Source organism: Brevundimonas sp. KH_025, from assembly GCF_057839885.1.
In genome coordinates, this window is record NZ_CM174501.1 from 691,464 (window position 1) to 714,396 (window position 22,933).

General features: G+C 67.8%; 19 protein-coding genes. 11 read left to right on the forward strand and 8 right to left on the reverse strand.

The annotated features are described in order from the left end of the window. Positions 1 to 119 precede the first annotated feature (119 nt). The 3 genes from AC3IS2_RS03530 (at position 120) to AC3IS2_RS03540 (ending at position 2,183) form a co-directional block, all read left to right on the forward strand. Positions 120 to 611 (forward strand): winged helix-turn-helix transcriptional regulator, encoded by a 492-nt coding sequence (locus AC3IS2_RS03530; protein ID WP_489199293.1) that lies wholly within the window; start codon positions 120 to 122, stop codon positions 609 to 611. An 88-nt stretch (positions 612 to 699) separates the two neighbouring features. Further along, complete coding sequence (locus tag AC3IS2_RS03535) at positions 700 to 1,380, forward strand: hypothetical protein (RefSeq protein WP_489199294.1); 681 nt, start codon at positions 700 to 702, stop codon at positions 1,378 to 1,380. Positions 1,381 to 1,523: 143 nt separating this feature from the next. Then, positions 1,524 to 2,183 carry a dihydrofolate reductase family protein gene (locus AC3IS2_RS03540; RefSeq protein ID WP_489200092.1) on the forward strand — a complete coding sequence of 220 codons (660 nt, stop codon included), beginning with the start codon at positions 1,524 to 1,526 and terminating at the stop codon, positions 2,181 to 2,183. Between the two features lie 66 nt (positions 2,184 to 2,249). On the opposite strand, the gene mnmA is transcribed toward AC3IS2_RS03540, so the two are convergent. The 5 genes from mnmA to AC3IS2_RS03565 all read right to left on the reverse strand — a co-directional run bounded on the left by mnmA (position 2,250) and on the right by AC3IS2_RS03565 (position 7,869). After that, a complete protein-coding gene (gene mnmA, locus AC3IS2_RS03545) occupies positions 2,250 to 3,419 on the reverse strand; it encodes a tRNA 2-thiouridine(34) synthase MnmA (protein WP_489200094.1) in 1,170 nt (389 codons plus the stop codon). 182 nt (positions 3,420 to 3,601) lie between these two features. Further along, on the reverse strand, positions 3,602 to 3,886 hold the full coding sequence (gene sciP / locus AC3IS2_RS03550) for a CtrA inhibitor SciP (RefSeq protein ID WP_331034762.1): 285 nt from the start codon (positions 3,884 to 3,886) through the stop codon (positions 3,602 to 3,604). A gap of 186 nt (positions 3,887 to 4,072) precedes the next feature. After that, positions 4,073 to 5,506 (reverse strand): flagellar hook protein FlgE, encoded by a 1,434-nt coding sequence (gene flgE / locus AC3IS2_RS03555; protein ID WP_489199295.1) that lies wholly within the window; start codon positions 5,504 to 5,506, stop codon positions 4,073 to 4,075. 12 nt (positions 5,507 to 5,518) lie between these two features. After that, positions 5,519 to 6,277 (reverse strand): flagellar hook assembly protein FlgD, encoded by a 759-nt coding sequence (locus tag AC3IS2_RS03560; RefSeq protein ID WP_489199296.1) that lies wholly within the window; start codon positions 6,275 to 6,277, stop codon positions 5,519 to 5,521. A 2-nt stretch (positions 6,278 to 6,279) separates the two neighbouring features. Continuing rightward, positions 6,280 to 7,869: a flagellar hook-length control protein FliK gene (locus AC3IS2_RS03565; RefSeq protein WP_489199297.1), complete on the reverse strand. Its 1,590-nt coding sequence runs from the start codon at positions 7,867 to 7,869 to the stop codon at positions 6,280 to 6,282. 381 nt (positions 7,870 to 8,250) lie between these two features. Here AC3IS2_RS03565 and flgK point away from each other — a divergent pair, with 381 nt between their 5' ends. The 6 genes from flgK to AC3IS2_RS03595 all read left to right on the forward strand — a co-directional run bounded on the left by flgK (position 8,251) and on the right by AC3IS2_RS03595 (position 15,070). Beyond that, positions 8,251 to 10,365, forward strand: a complete 2,115-nt coding sequence (flgK, locus tag AC3IS2_RS03570; RefSeq protein WP_489199298.1) for a flagellar hook-associated protein FlgK — start codon at positions 8,251 to 8,253, stop codon at positions 10,363 to 10,365. After that, positions 10,362 to 11,282: a flagellin gene (locus AC3IS2_RS03575; RefSeq protein WP_489199299.1), complete on the forward strand. Its 921-nt coding sequence runs from the start codon at positions 10,362 to 10,364 to the stop codon at positions 11,280 to 11,282. Before flgK ends, AC3IS2_RS03575 begins: the two co-directional genes overlap by 4 nt. Positions 11,283 to 11,592: 310 nt before the next feature. Beyond that, entirely contained in the window at positions 11,593 to 12,714 is a 1,122-nt protein-coding gene (locus AC3IS2_RS03580; protein ID WP_489199300.1) for an ABC transporter permease, read from the forward strand. Beyond that, the gene (locus tag AC3IS2_RS03585) at positions 12,711 to 13,499 is read left to right on the forward strand and encodes an ABC transporter ATP-binding protein (RefSeq protein WP_489199301.1); all 789 of its coding nucleotides are present in this window, start codon (positions 12,711 to 12,713) and stop codon (positions 13,497 to 13,499) included. Before AC3IS2_RS03580 ends, AC3IS2_RS03585 begins: the two co-directional genes overlap by 4 nt. A gap of 15 nt (positions 13,500 to 13,514) precedes the next feature. Continuing rightward, the gene (locus AC3IS2_RS03590; RefSeq protein WP_489199302.1) at positions 13,515 to 14,453 is read left to right on the forward strand and encodes an MlaD family protein; all 939 of its coding nucleotides are present in this window, start codon (positions 13,515 to 13,517) and stop codon (positions 14,451 to 14,453) included. Beyond that, positions 14,450 to 15,070, forward strand: a complete 621-nt coding sequence (locus AC3IS2_RS03595) for an ABC-type transport auxiliary lipoprotein family protein (protein WP_489199303.1) — start codon at positions 14,450 to 14,452, stop codon at positions 15,068 to 15,070. The genes AC3IS2_RS03590 and AC3IS2_RS03595 overlap by 4 nt, the downstream gene beginning before the upstream one ends. A gap of 243 nt (positions 15,071 to 15,313) precedes the next feature. Here AC3IS2_RS03595 and AC3IS2_RS03600 read toward each other — a convergent pair whose 3' ends face one another. Further along, positions 15,314 to 15,964 carry a 3-oxoacid CoA-transferase subunit B gene (locus AC3IS2_RS03600; RefSeq protein WP_489199304.1) on the reverse strand — a complete coding sequence of 217 codons (651 nt, stop codon included), beginning with the start codon at positions 15,962 to 15,964 and terminating at the stop codon, positions 15,314 to 15,316. Further along, positions 15,964 to 16,668, reverse strand: a complete 705-nt coding sequence (locus AC3IS2_RS03605) for a CoA transferase subunit A (RefSeq protein WP_489199305.1) — start codon at positions 16,666 to 16,668, stop codon at positions 15,964 to 15,966. The genes AC3IS2_RS03600 and AC3IS2_RS03605 overlap by 1 nt, the downstream gene beginning before the upstream one ends. Positions 16,669 to 16,867: 199 nt before the next feature. On the opposite strand from AC3IS2_RS03605, the gene AC3IS2_RS03610 reads away from it, so the two are divergent. Beyond that, positions 16,868 to 19,330, forward strand: coding sequence for a S9 family peptidase (locus AC3IS2_RS03610; protein WP_489199306.1), 2,463 nt, complete (start codon positions 16,868 to 16,870; stop codon positions 19,328 to 19,330). A 162-nt stretch (positions 19,331 to 19,492) separates the two neighbouring features. Here the strand turns inward: AC3IS2_RS03610 and AC3IS2_RS03615 are convergent, their stop codons facing one another. Next, entirely contained in the window at positions 19,493 to 20,383 is an 891-nt protein-coding gene (locus tag AC3IS2_RS03615) for a LysR family transcriptional regulator (protein WP_489199307.1), read from the reverse strand. Between the two features lie 103 nt (positions 20,384 to 20,486). Here AC3IS2_RS03615 and AC3IS2_RS03620 point away from each other — a divergent pair, with 103 nt between their 5' ends. Further along, positions 20,487 to 22,658, forward strand: coding sequence for a malate synthase G (locus tag AC3IS2_RS03620; protein ID WP_489199308.1), 2,172 nt, complete (start codon positions 20,487 to 20,489; stop codon positions 22,656 to 22,658). Positions 22,659 to 22,933: the final 275 nt, after the last annotated feature.

The following is a 22,933-nucleotide window of genomic DNA, read 5'->3' on the forward strand; positions in this document are numbered from 1 at the left end:
CGAGGAACGCAGAAACCGCGACCGGGGAGCCGCCAGTTCGTTGCCAAAAGAAACTGACAAACTGCGTCCCGATTGGCAACCCACTTGTCAAATGCCTGACGCGGGGTCACTTTCCCGGCATGGGACGCACCGCCGACTATAGCCGCCAGAGCTGCTCGATCGCCGCCACGCTGGAGGTGATCGGCGACCCGTGGACGCTTCTGGTCATCCGCGACGCCTTCAACGGCGTGCGCCGGTTCGAGCAGTGGCAGGACCGGCTGGGCGTGGCGCGCAACGTCCTGGCGGCGCGGCTCAAGTCGCTGGTGCAGCACGGGGTGCTGGAGCCGCAGCTCTATTCCGAACGCCCGCCGCGCAACGAATACGTCCTTACGCCTAAGGGCAAGGACCTGTACGGCGTGCTGGTCACGCTGCACGCCTGGGGCGAGAAGCACGTCTATGGCGAGGCCGACAGCGGCATCGCCATGATCCACAAGACCTGCGGCCACGACCTGAAACCTCGCATCGCCTGCGGCCACTGCAACGAGATCGTCAAACCCCGCGACATCGCCCTGACCTGGGCCGAGAACCGTCCGACGGTGGGGGACGTGATGCCGAAGGAAGAGGCGGCCTAGGGGGGCGGCAAGCGGGCTGAGCGAGGGTCCGCTAGGGGTGGTTCGCGGACGTTGCCATGCTACCCATTGAATCATGATCATGAGGCATTTGACCGTAGTCGCCATGCTCTCAGTCGTGGCGCTCGTCGCGGGGTGCGGCGAGTACTTAGGGGACCAACGTTTCGAGCGCGTCCGGCTCGTTACCTCCAAGCCGCGCGGCTCCATGGACGTTAAGGGCAGTACAGACCTGTACGGGCGATACTTGGAAGTTGAGTTCTCGTCGGAGACCAACCTCACCCCCGTCGGGGCAAGAGCCTCGCTCTACGTCGCCGCTGACCTTTGCCCAATCCGGGACCGTCACAGGATCTGGGCTTTCGGTCCGTATGCTGATGGAAAAGAAGTCGCCGACGACAACGGTGAGTTGGTCGAGCGGCTCCCTGGAAAAGCAGATGATCGCCAATATGACTACGTGCGTGGACCGGTGAAGGCACTGAAGCCAAATCCGTTAGATGGCCGCTATCACTACACAGCGTATTTACTGCCGTCACACCCGATGCCCGGCATCGAGTACAGCTCAAGCAGCCTCGAAATGCCGCACTATAATTTAGCGACCGAGGCCCGCGACGTGTGCCTCAGACTGTTCGCGCCGGGCTACAATCTGACCGAGTCGCGCTCAAGCACGGTAATCATTCCCGCGCCTGCGATCGCCGCAGCCTTCGCGACGGAACGGTCTTGGCAGACGGAGGATCGTGCGCGAGCCGCAGAGCTTCCGGAAGCAAACGTCCGCTAAGGGGTCGATAGGGGATTTTCACCAAGGGTGGCGAGCAGACGTCAGCGTTTAGGGACCCGCCTGTCTCTGGCGTATGGGAACGAACAGCCCGACCGGCGGTTGTCGGCTCCATGCAAGGCGCGAGGAGAGGGTCATTGCGCAAGGTGGTCGGTGCGGCCTTTGTGTCGCTGGACGGGGTGATGCAGGCGCCCGGCGGTCCTGAGGAGGATACGTCCGGCGGTTTCAAGCTGGGCGGCTGGCTGTTTCACTACTTTGATGAAGCGGGCGGGCGGCGGATTGATGCGCTGTTCACCGAGCCCTTCGCCCTGCTGCTGGGGCGGCGGACCTATGACATCTTCGCCGGCTACTGGCCGTTCGTCGAAGGCGAGGACAAGGGCTTGGGCGCGCGGTTCGATCGCGCCGCGAAATATGTCGTGACGCGTGGCGAGCAGCCGCTGTCCTGGCAAAACAGCCATCGTCTGGCGAGCCTGGACGATCTGGCCGAGGTCAAGCGCGGGGAGGGGCCGGACCTGATCATTCAGGGCAGCAGCATCCTCTATCCTCAACTTCTCGCCGCCGGCCTGATCGACCGGCTGATCCTGATGACGTTTCCGGTGGTGCTGGGCGGCGGCAAGCGGCTGTTCGGCGACGGCACGCCGCCCCGATCGATGCGTATGGTCGAGCACGAGGTCACGCCGCGCGGCGTCGTCATCGCTGCCTATGAACCGGACGGCGCGGTCGAGCCCGGCAGGTTTGGCGCGGACATGGCGCCGAGCCCGGCGGAACTTGAACGCCGCGCTCGGATCGCCGCCGGCACGTGGTGAAGATCAGGTCCGAGGCTCGCCCCCAAGCGCCATCAGGGAGATGACGATGTCTCGCCGTTGTGCGGCTCAGGCGACGGCGGCAGTGCTCTGGATGAAGCCGCCGCCCAGGACGCGGTCAGGGTCGGTCGGGTCGTAGAGGGCGCAGGCCTGGCCGGGGGCGACGCCTTCCTCGCCTTCATCGAAGACGACCGAGACGAGGTTGTCCTCGCCCATGCTCAGGCGGGCGGGCGAGGGCTGGCGGGTCGAGCGGACGCGGGCCAGGACGGGGGCACCGTCGCGGGCGGCTTCCTCGATCGAGGCCTGATCGCCCAGCCAGTTGGTTTCTTCCAGCGTCAGGCTGGCGGTCAGCAGGGCCTCGCGCGGGCCGACGATGACGCGGCGGTTGTCGGGGTCCAGCTTGGTCACGAACAGGGGCTCGCCCACGGCGACGTTCAGGCCCCGGCGCTGGCCGATGGTGTAGTCGGTGATGCCGCTGTGCGTGCCCAGCACCCGACCATCCATGTGGACGATCTCGCCGGCCTCACGGCCTTGCGGACGCAGACGGTCGATCAGGGTGCGGTAATCGCCGGAGGGGACGAAGCAGATGTCCTGGCTGTCCGGCTTGGCGGCGATGCGAAGGCCAAGAGCGGCGGCCACGCCGCGCACCTGGGGCTTTTCCAGATCGGCCAGGGGGAATCGCAGGTAGTCGAGCTGATCCTGGGTCGTAGCGAACAGGAAGTAGGACTGATCGCGCGAGTGGTCGATCGCCTTCCTCATCTGCGAGCGGTTGCCGACGGCGGCGCGGCGGACGTAGTGGCCGGTGGCCATGGCCTCGGCGCCCAGGTCGCGGGCCACGTCCAGCAGGTCGCGGAACTTCACCGTCTGATTGCAGCGGATGCAGGGGACCGGCGTCTGGCCCTTCAGATAGGAGTCCGCGAACTGGTCGATCACGGCGTCCTTGAAGCGGCTTTCGTAGTCGAGGACGTAGTGGGGGATGCCGATGGTCTCGGCGGCCAGGCGGGCGTCGTGAATGTCTTGCCCCGCGCAACAGGCGCCCTTCTTCTTCAGCGCCGCGCCGTGGTCGTAGAGCTGAAGCGTCACGCCGACCACGTCATAGCCCGCCTTGGCCAGCAGGGCGGCGACGACGGTGGAATCCACCCCGCCCGACATGGCCGCGACCACGCGGGCGCCGACCGGCAGGCCGACCGCCTGTCGCGCGCTCTCAATCGCGGCGTCCATGTCGGCGGCGCCGGACATGGGGGCGATGGTCGGAACGGGGCAAATGTCGTCAGCCAGGGTCATCGCCGCCATATAGAGGGCCCTGCGTTCGATTTCGAGGCATGGGCTGAAAACGACAAAGGCCGCTTCCGTTTCCAGAAGCGGCCTTGTGATCTTGCGGGCCTCAAGTAGCGCGAAGCGCGATAGGCCCAAAAGGGATGTTAGTCGCGATAGCTCTGGATGCGCGTGGTGCGCAGGCCTTGCATGCCCCATTTGTCGATCGCCTGTTGCCAGGCGATGAATTCCTCGGCCGTCAGGCGATACTTCGCCAGGGCGTCTTCCAGGCTGATCAGACCGCCGCGAACGGCGGCGACCACTTCGGCCTTGCGGCGGATCACCCAGCGGTTCGTATCCGCCGGCGGCAGATCCCGCAGGGTCAGCGGCGTGCCCGTCGGGCCGACCACGTACTGTTCGCCTCTGTTATTAAGGCGTCGCTCTTGCAGCATGGGCTTAAGCCTCTTTCACCACCACCATAGACGCGTAGGCTAGGCCCGGCCCCGCTAAGGGCCGTTTAAGCGTCGTGGTGAAGGAATGGCTAAGACGCACCCTCCGCGTCCGGCGCTTGCGAGGCGCCGGAAACGAAGGATTCATCGAGTCTAACGAAGGCTTACTCATCGATTCCGGTTAAGCGATCAGCGCTTGATGTTGATCAGTTCCGCCAGCATCTCGTCGGCGGTGGTGATGATCTTCGACGAGGCCGAGTAGGCGCGCTGGGTGGTGATCAGGCCGGTGAACTCGGTCGACAGGTCGACGGTCGAGGCTTCCAGCTGCGACGATCCCAGCAGGCCCGCGCCGCCGGTGCCGGGCGCCTTCAGGTTGAAGGTGCCGGAGTTCTGGCTGACGCGGAAGGCGTTGCCCGAAACCTCGGTCAGGCTGTCGGCGCTGGGGAAGGTGGCCAGGGCGACCTGGGCGATCTTGCGCATCACGCCGTTGTCGAAGATGGCGGTGACGAAGCCGGTGTCGTCGATCTTGACCTCGGTCAGGTTCCCGAAGGCGGTGCCGTTCGTATAGGTGGCCTGGACGATCGAGGTGCTGTCGTACTGGGTCAGGCCGCCGGCGGCCGCCGTCAGGTCGATCGCGATGGTCTGGGCGGCGATGCCGAGGGCCGGGTCCCACACGCCGTCACGGGTGGCCGGCGGGGCCGGCGGGGGCGAGCCGGAGGCGCCGAGCGTCAGGCTGGCCTTGGACGGGTCGGGGAACAGGGCGGTCGGACCGTTGAAGGTGGCGTCCAGGCGGCCGTCCTGGGTGAACCTCACCATGCCGCTTTTCAGCGGAGTGTTGGGGTTCACGACCGAGCCGTCGGGCGCGTGGACCTCGGCGTACCATTCGTTGGCGTTGGGACCCTTGAGGAAGGCGATGGCGATGCTGCGCTGGCCGCCCTTGGAGTCCGAGACGGGGATGGTGATCTCGAAGTCGGGCTTGACGCCCGTTCCGGTCACGGGGTCCCACATGGCCATCGAGTTGGTGGCGGGGTTGTAGGCCGTCACGCCGGCCGGGGTGGGCACGGTCGCGGCGTCGGACACCTTCTGGCTGGACTTCAGGTTGGCGTTCAGGCCGACGCGGGTGGTCGGTTCGGCCGCGCCGCCGACCGAGCCGACGTTGATCGTCTTCAGCCGGTTCACGTCCGAGGGGTCGCTGGCGACGTTGCCGTCGGTGTCCACCGGCCAGCCCTGCAGATAGAGGCCCGCCGTGTTCTGCAGATAGCCCAGGTCGTCGATCTTGAAGGCGCCGGCGCGGGTGAACAGGCGAGCGTCGCTGTTCACCAGGTTCTCGGACTTCTCGGTCACGACGAAGAAGCCCTGGCCGGCGATGGCCAGGTCGGTGCCCGAGGTGGTGCGCTGAAGCTGGCCGGCCTGGCTGATGAAGTGGCGGGCCGTGGCTTGCACGCCGCCGGCCGAGAAGCCGACGCCCTGGGTCTGGCTGTTGACCACGGTGGCGAACTCGGAGGTCGCGCGCTTGTAGCCGACCGTGTTCACGTTCGCGATGTTCTGGGAAATCGTCGACAGGGCCGCGGCGTTCGCGGTCAGGCCGGACACGCCGGCCAGCATGGCGCCGTTGATGCTCATGACTGGGCTTCCTTACGAGAGAAGATTGAGGGGGTTGAGACGCGAGGCGAGGGCGGCGAGGGGGTTCACCTCCTCGTTGCCGTCGGGAGGTGTGACCGGCGGCGCGGCGGCCTTCTGCTCCTCCAGCGCGATCAGGCTGGAGACGGGCATGATGGAGTTGCCGATAGTGACGAAGGGCTTGCCGTCGTACATCTCGACGCCGGTGACGCGGCCGCGGATGATGACCTGGCTGTCGACATCTTTGCCCGCGCCGTCCTTGGCGATGACCTTCATTGTATAGACGCCGCCATTGTCGACCTGGCCGCCGCCGGTGGTTTTGCCGTCCCACTTGAAGTCATGCATGCCGTTGGTCTTGGCCGGGGCGTCGCCGGTCCAGACCACCTTGCCGCCGGCGTCCAGCACCTGGATCGTCGCCGTGGCGGCGTTTCCGCCCAGCTCGTAGCTCCAGTTCGCCTCGCCGTTCTCGATCCGGGTGGAGGACCAGACGGCGGTGGCGTCCTTGCCGATATACTGCGCCGCGCCGGTCAGTCCGTCGCCCTGCTGGGCCTGAAGCAGACTGTTCAGCAGGGTGTTGGTCAGCAGTTGCTGCTCGACCCCGGCCATCTGGGTCAGTTGCGCGGTGAACTCGTTGGAATCCACAGGCGACAGCGGGTCCTGGTTCTTCAGTTGGGCGGTCAGCAGCGACAGGAAGGTCTCGAAGTTCGAGGCCAGCATGGTCGAGCCGGTGTTGATCTTGCCCGCGGCGGCGTTGGAGGAGACGGCGTCAACCATCGTCAAACTTTCAGATCGACGCGGTCAGGCGTCAGCGAGAGTGAAGTCCAGGCTCCGGCCGGCGGAACGGCGAGATCGGCGTCGGCGGCGAGGCGCGCGGCGCCGGCAAAGGCCCGACGATCCGGCGGGCGGTCAAAGGCGCCGCCGCCGAAGCCGGAGGAGGGGTTCCGCTCGGCGAACTCCAACGAGTCCTGCGACAACTGGAAGCCGGCTTCCTGCAACTGACGGCGCAGTTCGTCGGCGCGCGCGCGCAGATCGGTCGCGGCGGCGGGATTGTCGAAGGCCAGACGCGCGGTCAGGCGCCCGTCGGAATCGATGTCCATGCTGACGTCGACTCGACCGAGGCCTTCGGGGGTCAGCGCCATGTCGAAGCGCGTCGAACGGCCGTCCAGCTTCTTGAGGATCTGGGCGGCGATCTGGGCCGTGGTCTCGACCGTGGCGCGCGACAGCATCGACAGCCCCAGGTCGCGGTTCGCCGCCGGGGCGCCGGTCTGGCTTTCCAGGGGCGGCAGGGCGGCGGGCGCGGCGGCGTCGCCCTCGGTCAAGGCCGGGGTCTCGCCGGCAGCAGCGGGCAGGGCGGCCATGTCGTTTGCGGCCGGCGTGGCGGCGGCGAAGCTGGCGGCCATGGCCGCGCCGTTCGAGGCCGAAGGCGCGGGGGCGAGCGGGGATGCGGCGGAAGCCAGGGCGCTGTCGTCGACGGGCGCGGCGGCGGCGTTTGAGGGGCGGTCCTCGCCGCGACCCTCACGCAGCCGGGGCGCGGGCTGCGGCATCGGTTGAGCGGGCGTGGGAACGGCGGCGGCCTGGGCCGTGGTCGCGGCGGGCGTCGGCGTGGCGGACGGGGGCGGCGACGGCTCGGCCGTCTCGGTCGGCGCCGCCGGCTCGGCGGTCATCGACGGGACGGAGGCCATGGCCCGGTTGGCGGCCAGGGCCGCCGCCAGAGCCGCCGAAGGCGCGGCCGGCGGCGTCGCAGGACCTGTAGCGGGGGGCGACCTGGTTTCCGTTCGGGCGTCGGCCGAGGCGTCGGCAGGAGCGAGGACCGGGACGGCGTCTTGCTCCTGGGGCGGCGTCGAGGCCTGGGCGGGCGTCGCCGTTTCGGCCGTCATGGGCGCAGCGCCATCGGCGGTCGGGCTGGGCGTAGGGGCTGCGGGCGCCGAAGCCGGAGGTTGGTCCGGCATGGAGGGAGCAGAGGCGGTCGGCGCCGGGGCCAATGAGCCAGCGTCGATGGCCGGCGCGGTCGGCGCGGCTTCGAGCGGCGGGGCGGCGGGCGCGCCAGATATAGAGTTTGCGCCAGGCGTTTCGGCGGCGGGCGCTTCTGCCGTCATCGGGGAAACGACAGGGGCGGGGAAGGGGGCCAGCAGCCAGCCGGGCACGGCGATGTCGGCTGCGGGGGCGTTGCTGTCGGGCGCCATGACGTCCACGGATGCGGCCGGGGCGGCGTCGGCGGTCTTGGCCGCATCACCCTGAACGCTGGAAGCATCGGCCACCAGGGCCGCGAACAGGGCGCCGTCGGCCGCCGTGTCTTCGGACACGCCGACGCCCGCTGCGGTCGAGGCGGCGGGGACGATGACGGACATGACGCTTTGGGCGGACATGGGGCGCAGGGCGGCTTTCGATGAGGTCGGCGCCTGCTGCGCCCGGGCTATTCGACAGGCTGCTCCGCAAGCCTCGGGCCAAGTTTGACTATTGACGTTAAGTTGTTGAAATAGCGGAAAATTATGTGCGTTTGCGGCGATCTCTGTGGCGCCTTTCGGTCGGCCCTTCTTGCCGCGCCGCTACGCTTTTTGCCGGGTGGCCCGGACATGGTTCGGCATGGCCCGCGATTTGCCCCTGTGAGAAGGAACGCACAGAGGCTGAAAGTCGATGTTTATTAAATTCAATGGGTTAGCCAGAAGGCTGAGCCGGAAAGCCGGGCAAGATTTGCGCGCAGGCCAGCAAGGCTTGCCGGGCGAAGCCCTGTGCGGAGGGCGTGTCTGATGTCGCTCAACTCGATCATGAACATCGCCACGTCGGGGATGAGCGCTGCTCAGACCCAGCTGCGCGTGGTCTCGGACAACGTCTCGAACGTCAATACGCCCGGCTATATCCGCAAGGTCGCGGATCAGCAGGCCTGGGCGCAGCATGGCGTCGGCACCGGCGTCGAGATCACCCGCATTCGTCTGGCCACCGACCGCTTCCTCCAGGCCGCCAGCCTGAACGCCGGGGCCGAGGCGGGGCGGCAGAACGTGCGCTATGAATTGTTCGACCGTATCCAGTCGCTGTTCGGCGATCCGGGCGCGGACAGCGGTTTCTTTTCCCAGATCGACAGCCTGTTCGCAGCGTTCGGCGCGTCGGCTGAGAACGCGACGTCGGGGCCGATGCGTCAGGACGCCATCTACAAGACCCAGGCCATGTTCGATGAATCAGCGCGCATCGCCAAGCAGATCCAGGCCGTGCGCGAAGACGCCGACGGCCGGATCCAGAGCGCGGTCGAGCGCACCAACGGCCTGCTGGAGCAGATCGAGAAGCTGAACGTCGAAATCGCCAAGGCCAATGTGGTCGGGGCCGACTCCACCGGCGCCGAGACGGCCCAGGCCTCGTTGATCAACGAACTGGCCGAACTGATGGACGTGCGCACCACGCCGCGTTCGGTCGGCGGCGTCGAGATCCGCACCGGGGCGGGCATCCTGCTGGCCGGGCAGGGCGCGGCCAAACTGGAATACACGCGGGGCGGGGCGGTTTCGGCTGAAAGCGCCTTTGACGAGATCTGGGTGACTGAGCCGAACAGCCAGCGGCGTCCCCTGTCGGCGGGCCTGGCCTCGGGCGAGATCAAGGGGCTGATGGAACTGCGCGACGTCGAGGCGCCGGCGGCGGCCGAACGTCTGGGCGAGTTGATGACGCGGCTGGCGGACGAACTGAACCGCGCCCACAACGCCTCGTCGTCGATCCCGGCTCCGACAGTCCTGAACGGCCGCAATGTCGGTCAGTCGCTGGAGACGGCGCTGGAAGGGTTCGCCGGCAAGACCACCATCGCCATCGTCAATGCCCAGGGCGTCATCCAGAACTCGGCCGAGATCGTCTTCTCGGGCGGGACCATGACGGTCAACGGCGTGGCGGCGACCCCGGCCACCTTCCTGACCACGCTGAACGGCCAGTTGGGCGGAGCCACGGCCAGCTTCACCAACGGTGTGCTCAGCATCGACGCGGGCGGAACCAACGGCGTCGCCATCGCCGACGACGCGGCGACGCCCAGCAACAAGGCAGGCCGGGGCTTCTCGCACTATTTCGGCCTGAACGACCTAGTCTCGACCGACCGTCCGGCGCTTTACGACAACGGCCTGACGCCCGCGTCGCTGCACGGGTTCACGCCCGGCGAGACGCTGACGCTGCGCTTCAGCGACGCCGCGGGGACGAAGATCCGCGACATCGCCGTGGCGGTGCCGGCGGGCGCGGGCACGGTGGCCGACCTGCTGACGGCGCTGAACGACCCGGCGACCGGCGTGGGCCGGATGGGCACGTTCAGCATGAACGCCAAGGGCGAACTGAGCTTCACCGGCCGAGGCGATCCGGCGCCGACCATGTCGGTGCAGGAGGACCGGACGACCCAGGTTCCGTCCGGCGTGTCGATGAGCGAGCTGTTCGGCATCGGCGGCGTCCGCGCCTCGCGCGCTGACGGATTCACGGTGCGCGGCGACATCGTCAAGGACCCGTCCAAGCTGGCGCTGGCCCAGTTGAATCTGGGCGTGGCGGCCGGAACGGCGGCGCTGAGCAGGAACGATGGGCGCGGCGCGCGTCTGCTGGCCAGCGCGGGCCAGAACACCACGGCCTTCTCGGCGGCCGGGGGCGCGGCCAGCGGCTCGATGTCGGTGTCGCGCTACGCTTCGGAGCTGTCGGGCGAGATCGGCGGCAAGGCGACCATAGCCAAGAACCGGGCGACCAGCGCCCAGGCGCTCTATACCGAGGCTGCCGGCCGCCGGACCTCGAGCGAGGGCGTCAACATGGACGAGGAGCTGGTGCTGATGACCACCTATCAGCAAGCCTTTAACGCTTCGGCGCGTCTTATCCAGGCGGCGTCTGAAATGTACGACACCCTGATCGGAATGATGCGATGAACCGCGTAGCGACGTTCGGAAACTACCAGTCGGCCCTGCTGCAGCTGATGGCGGCGCAGTCGCGCGGCGAGGAAGCGCAGAACAAGGTCAACACCAAGAAGAACGCAACCGACCTGGTCGGCTTCGGCCGCGGCTCTGAGACGATCAGCGCGCTGAAGTCCAGCCAGACCCGGATTCAGGGTTTCATCGACACTTCCAAGACCGTCGCCGACCGGCTGACGACGCAGGATCTGGCGCTGGATCGCGTGGCCGACGCCGCGACGGCCGCGCGACAGGCCATCGCCAACGCCATCGCCGCCGGGCGGCTGGACGGCCTGATGTCCGAACTCGAGTCGCAGTTTCAGGTGGCTCAGGACGGCCTGAACACGAAGCATCAGGGCAAGTACGTCTTCTCGGGCGGGGCGGTGGACCAGCGCTCGGTCAACGTCGCCGACCTGAATGCGCTGACGGCCCTGCCGGCGACGGCGGACGCCTTCAAGAATGATCAGCTGAAGCAGACGTCCTGGCTGGATGAAACGGTGACGATGGACACAGGCTTCCTGGCCAGCGACATCGGCCAGGCCTTGTTCGACGTGTTCCGCGACGTTCAGATCTTCCATCAGGGCACGCCGCTGACGGGCCTGATGACCGATGCCCAGCGCACCTTCCTGGCGACCCAGATGACGCGCTTCGAAACCGCGGCCAAGGGCGTGATCGACGTCCAGGCCCAGAACGGCGCGAAGCAGGCCCGCGTGGATCTGCTGATCGAATCCCAGGAAGCGCGGAAAATTTCGGTCGACACCATCCTGTCGGGCAAGACCGACGCCAACATGGCCGAGGCCGTGACCGAACTGGAGTTGGCCCAGATCGCCATCCAGGCCTCGGCCCAGGTGATCAGCCAACTGCGTGACGTGTCGCTGCTCAACTATCTGCGCTGATACCGAATAGGCCTCGGCCTCCCGTTTGAGCGGGCGGCGACGCCTGGCTGAACGAAACGTCGCGGCCGGCGTTGATCAACCTGCGCCGTAGCAGGGAGGGCGAAGTTTGCAGGGGCGGGCGGCGAATCCGGCGAGTCGCATGAAGTCATCGCGCGTTGACAGGAGCGCTCTTGCTCGGTCTAAGCCTTGCCATGTCGGACGCGCCGACGGACAGCCGATTTCGCGCCAGGGAGGGTGCGAGCCCATGCCCCTACTCATGCCCCAGCCCATGCTCATGCGCCCACCGCGCGTCGTGCCGGTGATCTGAACGATGAGTCGGTCGGCCCAGTATCAAATTCAGGACGGCGAGGGACAGACGGCCACGCTGCGCCTGAGCGGCGACTGGTCGACGACCGGCATCGGCCGCCAGGGCGATCGCCTTGAGGCCGAACTGGGCGGTCGGACGGTGGGCGCGCTGGATCTGACCAACCTCGGCCGCTTCGACACCGCCGGCGCCCTGGCTGTCGCCCAGGCCACGTCCCAGCCGATCCCCGAGGCGGCCTGGGCCGAGCGGCCCGAGGCGGGCCGCATCTATGCGATGATCGAGAAGCTGGACCGCGAGTCCTGCGCGCCGCCGCGTCGCTCGCACCCGATCACCCGCACCTTCGCCAAGATCGGCCTGGGCGTTTACGACTTCGCGGCTGAGGCCATGCTGTCGCTGGCCTTCCTGGGGCGGCTGATCGTGGCCGTGGGGTCGGCGTTGCGGCACCCCGACGCCATCCGCTGGCCGGCCTGGTTCAGTCAGGCCGAGCGGTCGGGGCTGGACGCCATCCCCATCATCGCCGTGACCAACTTCTTCATCGGCGCCGTCATCGCCTTCCTGGGGGCCAATATGCTGACCCAGTTCGGGGCGGGCGTTTTTACAGTCCAACTGGTCGCGGTGTCGGTGCTGCGCGAGTTCGCGGTTGTCATCACCTCAGTCCTGCTGGCAGGCCGTTCGGCCTCGTCCTTCGCCGCCGAGATCGGTTCGATGCGCATGAACCAGGAGGTCGACGCCATGCAGGTCATGGGCGTCAATCCGTTCCAGGCCCTGGTGATCCCGCGTCTGGCCGCCATGCTGATCATGCTGCCGCTGCTGACCTTCGTCGGCATGGTGGCGGGCCTGTTCGGCGGCGCTCTGGTGACGTGGAGCGAGCTGTCCTACGGCCCGGCCTTCTTCATTCAGCGCATTACCGAAGACCCGACGATGGACACTCATCTGATGGTCGGTCTGATCAAGGCGCCCGTCTTCGCCGTGGTGATCGCCGCCATCGGCTGTCGCCAGGGGATGTCGGTGGCCGGCGATGTCGAGAGCCTGGGCCGCCGGGTGACGGCCGCTGTGGTGCAGGCCATCTTCGCCATCATCTTCCTCGACGCCGTCTTCGCCATGATCTTCCTGGAGCTGAACCTGTGACGGCCCGCAAGGAAGAGCCTCGGCGCGAGACCGTCATCGAGGTGCGCGGCCTGCTGAGCCAGTTCGGCGACCGGGTGATCCACCAGGACCTCGATCTGGACGTGCGGCGGGGCGAGGTGCTGGGCGTGGTCGGCGGCTCCGGCACCGGCAAGACGGTGCTGCTGAACTCCATCATCGGCCTGAAGCAGCCCGAAGGCGGCTCGGTCAAACTGTTCGGCTATGAGCGCGACGCCATGACCAAGGCCGAGGCGGCTGAGGTCGAGCGCCGCACCGGCGTCCTGTTCCAGCAGGGAGCCCTGTTCTCGTCCCTGACGGTGCTGGACAATGTCGCCTCGCCGCTGGTCGAACACACCAATCTGCCGCGCAACGTCATTCGTGAACTGGCGGAGATGAAGATCGCCATGGTCGGGCTGAAGCCCGAGGCGCTCTATCTGAAGCCCGCCGAGCTGTCGGGCGGGATGCGCAAGCGCGTCGGCCTGGCCCGCGCCCTGGCGCTGGACCCCGAGCTGATCTTCCTGGACGAGCCGACGGCGGGACTGGACCCTATCGGGGCCGCCGCCTTCGACCAGTTGATCCGCGATCTGTCGGATGATCTGGACCTGACGGTCTTCATGATCACCCACGACCTCGACAGCCTCTACGCCATCTGTGACGAGGTGGCGGTGCTGGCCGACAAGCACGTCGTCGAAAAGGCCACGGTTCAGGAACTGGAACGTTCCGATCATCCGTGGATCAAGGAATACTTCCTGGGGCCGCGCGGACGCGCCGCCCACAGGGCCGCTTGAGGAGAGCGGGACGAGATGGAAAGAGACGCTCACTACGCCGCCGTCGGCATCGCCACAGTCGCCCTTCTGGCGGCGCTGGCTGTGTTCACGATCTGGCTGGCCCGACTGCAGTTCAACAACGACTTCGACGTCTATGACATCGTTTTCTACGGCCCCGTGCGCGGCCTGTCGGAAGGCGGCGAGGTCCATTTCAACGGCATCCGCGTCGGCGAGGTCACGGCCCTGAATCTCGATCCCAAGAAGGGCGATCAGGTCATCGCCCGCGTCCGCCTGAACGGCACGACGCCGGTGCGCGTCACTTCGCGCGCCCAGCTGGAGCCGCAGGGCATCACCGGCCTGAACTACATCCAGATCACGGCGGGCGAGCCCAGCAGCGCCCTGTTGAAGGACCAGTATCCCGAGAGCGTGGTCCCGGTGATCCAGAGCCAGCCCAGCCCGATCGCCGAACTGCTCAGCGGTTCCGGCACGGTTCTGGCCCAGACGGTCGACGCCCTGAACCGCATCAACCGGGTCCTGTCGGACGACAACATCCGCAGCTTCTCCTCCAGCGTGAAGAACGTCGAAGGCCTGACCGCCGAACTGGAAGCCCGCAAGGGCATGTTCCAGCAGTTGGAAGAGACCCTGACCAAGGCCAACGCCGCCGTCGGCGAGTATCAGGCCCTGGGCGTCTCGGCTCGACAACTGGTCGATACGGATGGAAAGCAAGCCATCGCCAACATCAACAAGGCGACGCTGGAAGCCCAGGCGGCCATCGCCTCGATCAACCGTTCGGCGGCCGGGCTGGAAGGGCCGCTGGGCGACTTCGGCACGCAGACGGTGCCGCAGATGAACGACACCATCCGGCAACTGGATCAGGCGACGCGCTCGCTGCAGTCGCTGATCGACAATGTGCGCGAAAGCCCGCGCGACTTCATCGCCAAGGCGCCGTCCAAGGAAATCGAGGTGCAGCCGTGATCCGTTCTTCTCTTCTGATCGCCGCCGCTTCGGTCGCCCTTTCCGGGTGCGCGCTGCTGGCGACGCCTGATCCGGTCCAGCTCTATCGCTTCGGCGGCGCCTCGGCCTTCGCGGGAACCGGCGCGACCTCGGCCTGCCCGGACGTCCATGTCTCCATGCGCCGGGTCGACTTCCCCGAGGCCTCGCGCGGCGACCGGCTGCTGGCCGTGACCGGGGCCGAGGCCGCCTACATCAAGGGCGCGCGCTGGGTGTCGCCGGCCGAGACCCTGTTCGAAGAAAGCCTGCGCAACGCCTTCCTGGACGGCGCGACTTGCACCGTCCTGAGCGGCGGCCCGCTGACGCGCGACGGTCTGCTGCTGAGCGTGGACGTGCGGCGGTTCGAGGCGGCCTACGCGGCGCCGGGCGCCGCGCCGGAGGTCAAGATCGTGGCGTTGCTGCGCCTGGTCCGGCCGGGCGACCGCACGATCGTGGCCGAGGATCGCATCTCGGTCAGCGAGAGCGCCGAGGAGAACCGCCAGTCGGCCATCGTCGCCGCCTTCGACCGGGCCACCGCCGAAGCCAGCCGCCAGATCGTCCTCTGGACGGACCAGCAGGGTTTCCAGGCGACGCCGCGCTGACCCTCTCCCCGCGGGAGAGGGCTTGGGCCTAGGAGAGCGAAGCGATCCGTGAGGCGAAAGGGTGAGGGGCTAGGGCTTCAATAGGCGTAAGCCGCTGGCGTGCTTCGGCTTACGCCGACGGCAATCGCGAACCCTCATCCGGCCCTTCGGGCCACCTTCTCCCACCGGGAGAAGGGAGGAATAGAAAAAACCCCGGCGGCCGCGCGGTCGCCGGGGTTTCTGTTTCCAGCCGAGCAGGGAGGTTCAGCCCAGGTTCGCCGCCACCGTGTAGTCGGCCTCGGTCTTGGCCGCGACCTCGTCCAGGGTCACGCCCTCGGCCAGTTCGATCAGCTCCAGGCCCGAACCGTCCGGCTTGACGTCGAAGACGGCCAGGTCGGTGATGATGCGGCTGACCACGCCCGTGCCGGTCAGCGGCAGGGTGCAGGATTTGAGCACCTTGGACTGGCCGTGCTTGTTGGCGTGATCCATGACCACGACCACGCGCTTGACGCCCGCGACCAGGTCCATGGCGCCGCCCATGCCCTTCACCAGCTTGCCGGGGATCATCCAGTTGGCGATGTCGCCGTTCTGGGCCACTTCCATGGCGCCGAGGATCGACAGGTTGATGTGGCCGCCGCGGATCATGGCGAAGCTGTCGGCGCTGCTGAAATAGGCCGACTCGGGGATCTCGGTGATGGTCTGCTTGCCGGCGTTGATCAGGTCGGGGTCTTCCTCGCCCTCATAGGGGAAGGGGCCCATGCCCAGCATGCCGTTTTCCGACTGCAGGGTCACGACCATGCCTTCGGGAATGTAGTTGGCGACCAGGGTCGGGATGCCGATGCCCAGGTTCACGTAGAAGCCGTCCTGCAGCTCCTTGGCGGCGCGCTCGGCCAGTTGTTCGCGGGTGCGGGCCATTACGCGGACTCCTTCTGACGCACGGTGCGCTGTTCGATGCGCTTCTCGGACACGGTCTGGATCAGGCGGTCGACATAGACGCCCGGCGTGTGGATGTGGTCGGGGTCCAGCGAACCGACGGGGACGATCTCCTCGACCTCGACGACCGTGACCTTGCCGGCGGTGGCCATCATCGGGTTGAAGTTGCGGGCCGTCTTGCGGAAGACGAGGTTGCCGCGTTCGTCGGCCTTCCACGCCTTGATGATGGCGAGGTCAGCGACCAGTCCGGTTTCCATCACATAGTCGCGGCCGTCGAAGTGGCGCACTTCCTTGCCCTCGGCGACCAGGGTGCCGACGCCGGTTGCGGTGAAGAAGGCGGGGATGCCCGCGCCGCCCGCGCGGATGCGCTCGGCCAGGGTGCCCTGGGGGTTGAACTCCAGCTGCAGTTCGCCGGCCAGATACTGCCGCTCGAACTCCTTGTTCTCACCGACGTAGGAGGAGATCATCTTGGCGATCTGCTTGGTCTCCAGCAGTTGGCCCAGGCCGAAGCCGTCCACGCCCGCGTTGTTGGAGATGACGGTCAGTCCCTTGACGCCCGAGGCCTTCAGCCCGGCGATCAGATTTTCGGGAATGCCGCACAGGCCGAAGCCGCCGGACATGACGGTCATCCCGTCAAAGGTCAGGCCCTCCAGCGCGGACGTGACGTCAGCGTAGATCTTGCGCATCGCTCTCCCTTTTTCATCGTTTGATGAATATTGCGGTCTTATCCGTCCTTAAAGCGCGGGCGAGCGGCGGGCAAGCGTCTGTGGGCCGGACGCCGGCTTTCAGCGTCGCCTTTCGGGTTGACCCTTGGGCAAGCCGCCCCCTAGACCAGAGCACAATAAAAAATTCTGGGCATCCAGATCCTTTTGGGGGAAGCGTTCCATGCGTCGTCAACTGTTGAAACGGGCCCTGCCTGCCCTGGTCATTCTGGCTGCCGTGCCCGCCCTGGCCATGCCCGCCGCCGCTCAGGCGCCCGCCGCCCCGACCTATCAGCAGCCGCCGCAGCCGATCGCGCAGATCCTGGATTCCAAGCCCAACCCCACGGCCAGCCTCAGCCCGGATCGCAAGACCCTGCTGCTGCAGGATCGCTCCAACCTGCCGACCATCGCCGAACTGGCGGAGCCGATGCTGCGCCTGGCCGGATACCGCATCAACCCGCAGAACAACGGCCCGGCCAACAGCCGCGTGACCTGGCTGACGGGTCTCAGCTTCCAGACCGTCGACGGCGGCGCGGCGCGCGTCGTCGCGGGCCTGCCCGTCAATGCGCGTCTGACCAACGTCAGCTGGGCGCCGAACGGCAAGGCCGTGGCCTTCCTGCTGAACACCCCGACGGGGCTTGAGCTGTGGACCGCCGACGTGGCCTCGGCCCAGGCGCGCCGCCTGACCGGGCCGAGCGTCAACGCCGCCGTCGGGTCGGGCTTCAACTGGCTGCCCGACGCTTCGGGCCTGCTGGTTCAGGCCGTCCCCGCCGGCCGTCGCGCCGCGCCCGACGTGACGCGCCCGCCCTCGGGTCCGACCGTGGCCGAGACCGGCGGCCGTGCCGCGCCGGTGCGCACCTATCAGGACCTGCTGTCCGACGCGGGCGACGAAGCCCTGTTTGACCACTACTTCACCAGCCAACTGACCGTCGTGCCGCTGAACGGCCGCGCGCGGACCCTGGGCCAGCCCGGCGTCTTCCTGAACGCCTCGGTGTCGCCGGACGGTCGTTTCATCCTGCAGACCCGCGCGAAGAAGCCCTACTCCTATGTCGTGCCGGCCAACCTGTTCCCGGCCGATGTCGTCATCACCGACCTGAACGGGCGCGAGGTTCACCGCGTCGCCGACCTGCCGCTGCGCGACAACGTGCCGACGCCGTTCGACGCCGTGGCGCCCGGCCCGCGCGCGGCCCAGTGGCGCGCCGACGCGGACGCCACCCTGGTCTGGGTCGAAGCCCAGGACGGCGGCGATCCGCGCACCGCCGCCGAGGTGCGCGACCGCGTCCTGATGCTGCCGGCGCCGTTCAACGACCGTCCGCGCACCCTGATCGACCTGAAGGAGCGCTATTCCGGCGTGCAGTGGGGCCGCGATGACGTGGCCATCGTCAACACCCGCTGGTTCAACACCCGTCACGAGACCCGCACCCTGGTCGATCCGTCGAACCCCGGGGTCGGCCGCGTCCTGGTCGATCGCAACTATCAGGACCGCTACAACGATCCGGGCGCGGTGGTGGTCGAGCCGAACGCGCGCGGCCGCTCGGTCATCCGCTTCACCGCCGACGGCTCCAAGGTCTTTGTCGAGGGCGAGGGCGCGACGCGCCAGGGCGAGTATCCCTTCCTCGACACCCTGGATCTGAAGACCGGCGAGACGGACCGTCTGTGGCGCTCGGCCCAGGGCGAATATGAGACCGTCGTCGGCATCCTGGACGACGCGGGCCGCAAGCTGATCACCTATCGCGAGAGCCGCGCCGATCCGGCCAACCTGCGCCTGCGCGATCTGGACGGCGGCGTGACGCAGCTGACCCAGTTCCCCGATCCGGCCCCGCAACTGGCCGACGTGAAGCGCGAGCTGATCACCTATACCCGCGACGACGGGGTGCAGCTGTCGGGCACGCTGTATCTGCCGGCCGGCTACGACAAGGATCGCGACGGTCCGCTGCCGCTCTTGATGTGGGCCTATCCGGCCGAGTTCACCGACGCCGCCGTGGCCGGTCAGGTGGTGGACACCGAGAACCGCTTCGTGCGTCCGACCGGCATCAGCCACCTGTTCCTGCTGACCCAGGGCTACGCCATCCTGGACAACCCTTCCATGCCCATCGTCGGCAAGGACGGGGCCGAGCCGAACGACACCTACATCGAGCAGCTGTCGGCCAGCGCCAAGGCGGCGGTCGATGCGGTGGTGGCTCTGGGCGTCGCGGATCGCGACCGGATCGCTGTCGGAGGCCACTCCTACGGCGCCTTCATGACGGCCAACCTGCTGGCCCACACCGACCTGTTCAAGACCGGCATCGCGCGTTCGGGCGCCTATAACCGGACGCTGACGCCGTTTGGCTTCCAGGCCGAGCAGCGCTCCTACTGGGAAGCGACCGAGACCTATAATGCGATGGCGCCCTTCACCTACGCCAACAAGGTCAATGAGCCGATCCTGCTGATCCACGGCGGGGCCGACGACAACTCGGGCACCTTCCCGGTGCAGTCGGAGCGCTTCTATGCGGCGCTGAAGGGCAATGGCGCGACGGTGCGCTATGTCGTCCTGCCGCTGGAAGCCCACGGCTATCGCGCGCGAGAGTCGGTCGGCCATACCCAGTGGGAAATGGTCACCTGGCTGGACCGTTACCTCAAGCCGAGGGCGACGGCGGCGGCGCAGTAAAGTCTGCGCCCCTTCTCCCCTTGAGGGAGAAGGTGGCCCGTCAGGGCCGGATGAGGGGTGTCGGCGCGACCTCTGCCGGAATGCTGTGAGTCCAGCTTCCTCGCACCCCTCATCCGTCTTGCTGCGCAAGCCACCTTCTCCCTCAAGGGGAGAAGGAAGGGGTCATCTGTCCCATTCTGGCACATCGCCGTAGAGGCCGGCCAGAAACTCGATAAAGGCGCGCACCCGGTTCTCAGCGCGCGCCCGTCCGGCGGTCAGGGCGAAGACGGCGACGTCGGAGGCCCCGGCATATTGCGGCAAGATCCGCAGCAACCGTCCGTCGCGCAGTTCCTCGCCCACGTCCCAGGTCGAGCGCAGGGCGATGCCGGCTCCGGCCAGCACCAGTTCACGCGCCACTTCTGACGAGTTGGTCCGCACCCGGCTGCGGGCGCGGAAGGTGACGGGGCCGTCGGGGCCTTCCAGTCGCCAGGCGGACTGGTTCTCGGCCGCCAGTTGGGCGTGATGGCGCAGGTCGTCCAGCGTCTGCGGCGCTTGGTGTTCAGCCAGATAGGAAGGTGCGGCGCACAGAACGCGCCGGTTTGGGGTCAGCCGGTGCATGGCCGGGTCGCCCGCCTCATAGCTGCCGATACGCACGGCCACATCCACATCCTCGGCCATCAGGTCGACGAAGGCGTCGCTGAGGTTCAGTTCCAGCGTCAGTCGCGGATGAGCGTCGAGGAAGGGCGTCAGCAGCGGAGCCAGCCGTCGCCGTCCGAACGATGTCGGAGCCGAGACGCGCAACAGGCCGCGCGCCTGGGTGGTTCGGCGCGACACCAGGGCCTCCAGATCCTCGACCCCGTCGAGAAGCTGCATCGCGCGGTCATAGACCAGTCTGCCGGCCTCGGTCGGGGCTAGCCGCCGCGAGGTGCGCTCGATCAGTCGCACCCCCAGCCGATCCTCCAGCCGGGCCAGCCGTCGTGAGGCCACGGCGGGCGACAGGTCCAGCCGGCAGGCGGCGGCGGACAGGCTGCCTTCCTCCAGCGCCCGGACGAAGATCTCATACTCGGCCAGCATGGCACGGTCTCATCGTTGCGATTTATGCAAAGATAGCCGTCGATCTTCGCCGTGGCTAGGCGGCGGGCGCGCCGCTAGGGTTCAGGCTCAAGGAGAAGCCGCCATGACCACCACCTATGTCCGCCACGGAAGCCTGAGCGTCGCCGCCGAACTGGACGCCTTCGTGCGCGACGAGGCGGCGCCGGGAACGGGCGTGACGCCCGACGCCTTCTGGGCCGGGGTGGAAGGGCTGCTGGCCGAGTACGCGCCGACGAACCGCGCCCTGCTGGCGCGCCGCGACGAACTGCAGGCTAAGTTGGACGATTGGCATCGCGCCCATCCGGGGCAACCGGATCAGGACGCCTATCAGGTCTTCCTGCGCGAGATCGGCTACATCGAGCCCGAGCGGACCGACGCGCGGGCCGAGACGGCCAATGTCGATCCCGAGATCGCGACCATGGCCGGGCCGCAGCTGGTCGTGCCCCTGACCAACGCCCGCTATCTGCTGAACGCCGCCAATGCGCGCTGGGGCAGTCTGTATGATGCGCTGTACGGCACGGATGCGCTGGGCGAGGCGCCGAAGGGCGGCGGCTATGACGCCGAGCGCGGGGGCAAGGTCATCGCCCGCGCCCGCGCCGTGCTGGATCAGGCGGCGCCCTTGGCGGCTGGCTCGCACGCCCAGGCGACCGGCTACCGCGTCGAGCATGGGCGGCTGGTTGTGGCGCTGGACGGCGGGATCGAGACCGGCCTGTCTAGCGCCGACGCCTTCGTCGGCCATGCGGGCGAGGCGACGGCGCCCTCGGGCGTTCTGCTGCGCCACAACGGTCTGCATCTGGAGATCGTCATCGACCGCGATCACGCCATCGGGCGCACCGATCCGGCGGGTGTCGCCGATGTCGTGGTCGAGGCGGCTCTGTCGGTCATCGCTGACGCCGAGGACAGCGTTGCGGTCGTGGACGCCGAGGACAAGCGGCTGGTCTACGCCAACTGGCTGGGCCTGATGCGCGGCGACCTGTCGGCGGGCTTCGTCAAGGACGGCCAGACGATGCGGCGGCGCATGAACGGTGACCGGGCCTATAGGGCGCCGGACGGCGCGCCCTTCGCCCTGAAGGGTCGCAGCCTGCTGATGGTCAGGAACGTCGGTCTGCACCTGACGACCGACGCGGTTCTGGACGGGGAGGGGCGCGAGGTTCCCGAGAGCCTGCTGGACATCGCCATGACCGGCCTGATCGGCCTGCACGACCTGCACGACCTGCACGACCTGCAGCGGCCGGCGGATCAGCGCAACAGCCCGGCCGGCTCCATCTACGTGGTGCGGCCCAAGATGCATGGCTCGGAGGAGGTCGCCTTCGCCGACGCCGTGTTCGGCGCGGTCGAGGCCATGGTCGGCCTGCCGCCGCTGACGATCAAGATGGGGATCATGGATGAGGAGCGGCGCACCAGCGTCAACCTGGCCAACTGCATCGCGGCGGCCAAGGGGCGGGTGGCCTTCATCAATACCGGCTTCCTGGACCGCACCGGCGACGAGATCCACTCGGTGATGGAGGGCGGGCCGGTGGTCCGAAAAGAAGCCGTCCGCAACACCGGCTGGATCAAGGCCTATGAGGACCGCAACGTCGACATCGGCCTGAAGGCGGGCCTGTCGGGCCGCGCCCAGATCGGCAAGGGGATGTGGGCCGCGCCCGACCGCATGGGCGAGATGCTGGCGACCAAGGCGGGCCATCCGCGCGCCGGGGCCTCGACCGCCTGGGTGCCGTCGCCGACGGCGGCGACCCTGCACGCCCTGCATTATCATGAGGTCGATGTCTGGAGCCGTCAGGCCGAGATCGCGGATCGTGCGCCGACCGGCCTGACGCCGCTGTTGACCCCGCCGTTCGCGACTGAGGCGCCGAGCGCCGACGAGATCCGCCAGGAGTTGGACAACAACGCCCAGGGCATCCTCGGCTACGTCGTGCGCTGGATCGACCAGGGCGTCGGCTGCTCCAAGGTGCCGGACATCCACGACGTCGGCCTGATGGAGGACCGGGCCACGCTGCGCATCTCCAGCCAGCATCTGGCCAACTGGCTGCGCCATGGCGTCGTCACGGAGGGCGAGGTGAGGGCGGCGCTGGAGCGGATGGCCGTCGTGGTCGACCGTCAGAACGCGGGCGATCCCGTCTATCATCCGCTGGCCCCCGGCTTTGACGGGCCGGCGTGGAACGCCGCCTGCGACCTGGTGTTCAAGGGGCGCGAGCAGCCGAACGGCTATACCGAGCACCTGCTGACCGCCTGGCGGCGCCGCGCCAAGGCGGGCTGAGGTTAGCGCGGCATACCGTCGCTGTCCCAAAATGAAGCAAAAGCTTGTCAAAGCTTAACGGCGCTCGTAGAACCGCGTCCGTTAACGTTTCATTAACCCTTGCGGCATGGGGCTGACGCCGTGTCGCCCGCGAGGGTGTGCCAAAATGGGATGGCACATCTCTTGGAACGCTGACCAACGAACCCCCTCCTGGTGGCGGGGGCGCCGCAGTTTGCGGCTCGGGGAGGCGAATAGTGGGCTGGTTTCTGACCCCTTCAGAGGTGGGGCGCGCAGCG

What these genes read in the sequence shown, in the direction of transcription:
- AC3IS2_RS03530 (WP_489199293.1), top strand. Translation starts at nt 120, where the DNA reads ATGGGACGCACCGCCGACTATAGCCGCCAGAGCTGCTCGATCGCCGCC.
- mnmA (WP_489200094.1), bottom strand. Translation starts at nt 3,419, where the DNA reads ATGTCCGGCGCCGCCGACATGGACGCCGCGATTGAGAGCGCGCGACAG.
- sciP (WP_331034762.1), bottom strand. Translation starts at nt 3,886, where the DNA reads ATGCTGCAAGAGCGACGCCTTAATAACAGAGGCGAACAGTACGTGGTC.
- flgE (WP_489199295.1), bottom strand. Translation starts at nt 5,506, where the DNA reads ATGAGCATCAACGGCGCCATGCTGGCCGGCGTGTCCGGCCTGACCGCG.
- AC3IS2_RS03560 (WP_489199296.1), bottom strand. Translation starts at nt 6,277, where the DNA reads ATGGTTGACGCCGTCTCCTCCAACGCCGCCGCGGGCAAGATCAACACC.
- AC3IS2_RS03565 (WP_489199297.1), bottom strand. Translation starts at nt 7,869, where the DNA reads ATGTCCGCCCAAAGCGTCATGTCCGTCATCGTCCCCGCCGCCTCGACC.
- flgK (WP_489199298.1), top strand. Translation starts at nt 8,251, where the DNA reads ATGTCGCTCAACTCGATCATGAACATCGCCACGTCGGGGATGAGCGCT.
- AC3IS2_RS03575 (WP_489199299.1), top strand. Translation starts at nt 10,362, where the DNA reads ATGAACCGCGTAGCGACGTTCGGAAACTACCAGTCGGCCCTGCTGCAG.
- AC3IS2_RS03580 (WP_489199300.1), top strand. Translation starts at nt 11,593, where the DNA reads ATGAGTCGGTCGGCCCAGTATCAAATTCAGGACGGCGAGGGACAGACG.
- AC3IS2_RS03590 (WP_489199302.1), top strand. Translation starts at nt 13,515, where the DNA reads ATGGAAAGAGACGCTCACTACGCCGCCGTCGGCATCGCCACAGTCGCC.
- AC3IS2_RS03600 (WP_489199304.1), bottom strand. Translation starts at nt 15,964, where the DNA reads ATGGCCCGCACCCGCGAACAACTGGCCGAGCGCGCCGCCAAGGAGCTG.
- AC3IS2_RS03605 (WP_489199305.1), bottom strand. Translation starts at nt 16,668, where the DNA reads ATGCGCAAGATCTACGCTGACGTCACGTCCGCGCTGGAGGGCCTGACC.
- AC3IS2_RS03610 (WP_489199306.1), top strand. Translation starts at nt 16,868, where the DNA reads ATGCGTCGTCAACTGTTGAAACGGGCCCTGCCTGCCCTGGTCATTCTG.
- AC3IS2_RS03615 (WP_489199307.1), bottom strand. Translation starts at nt 20,383, where the DNA reads ATGCTGGCCGAGTATGAGATCTTCGTCCGGGCGCTGGAGGAAGGCAGC.
- AC3IS2_RS03620 (WP_489199308.1), top strand. Translation starts at nt 20,487, where the DNA reads ATGACCACCACCTATGTCCGCCACGGAAGCCTGAGCGTCGCCGCCGAA.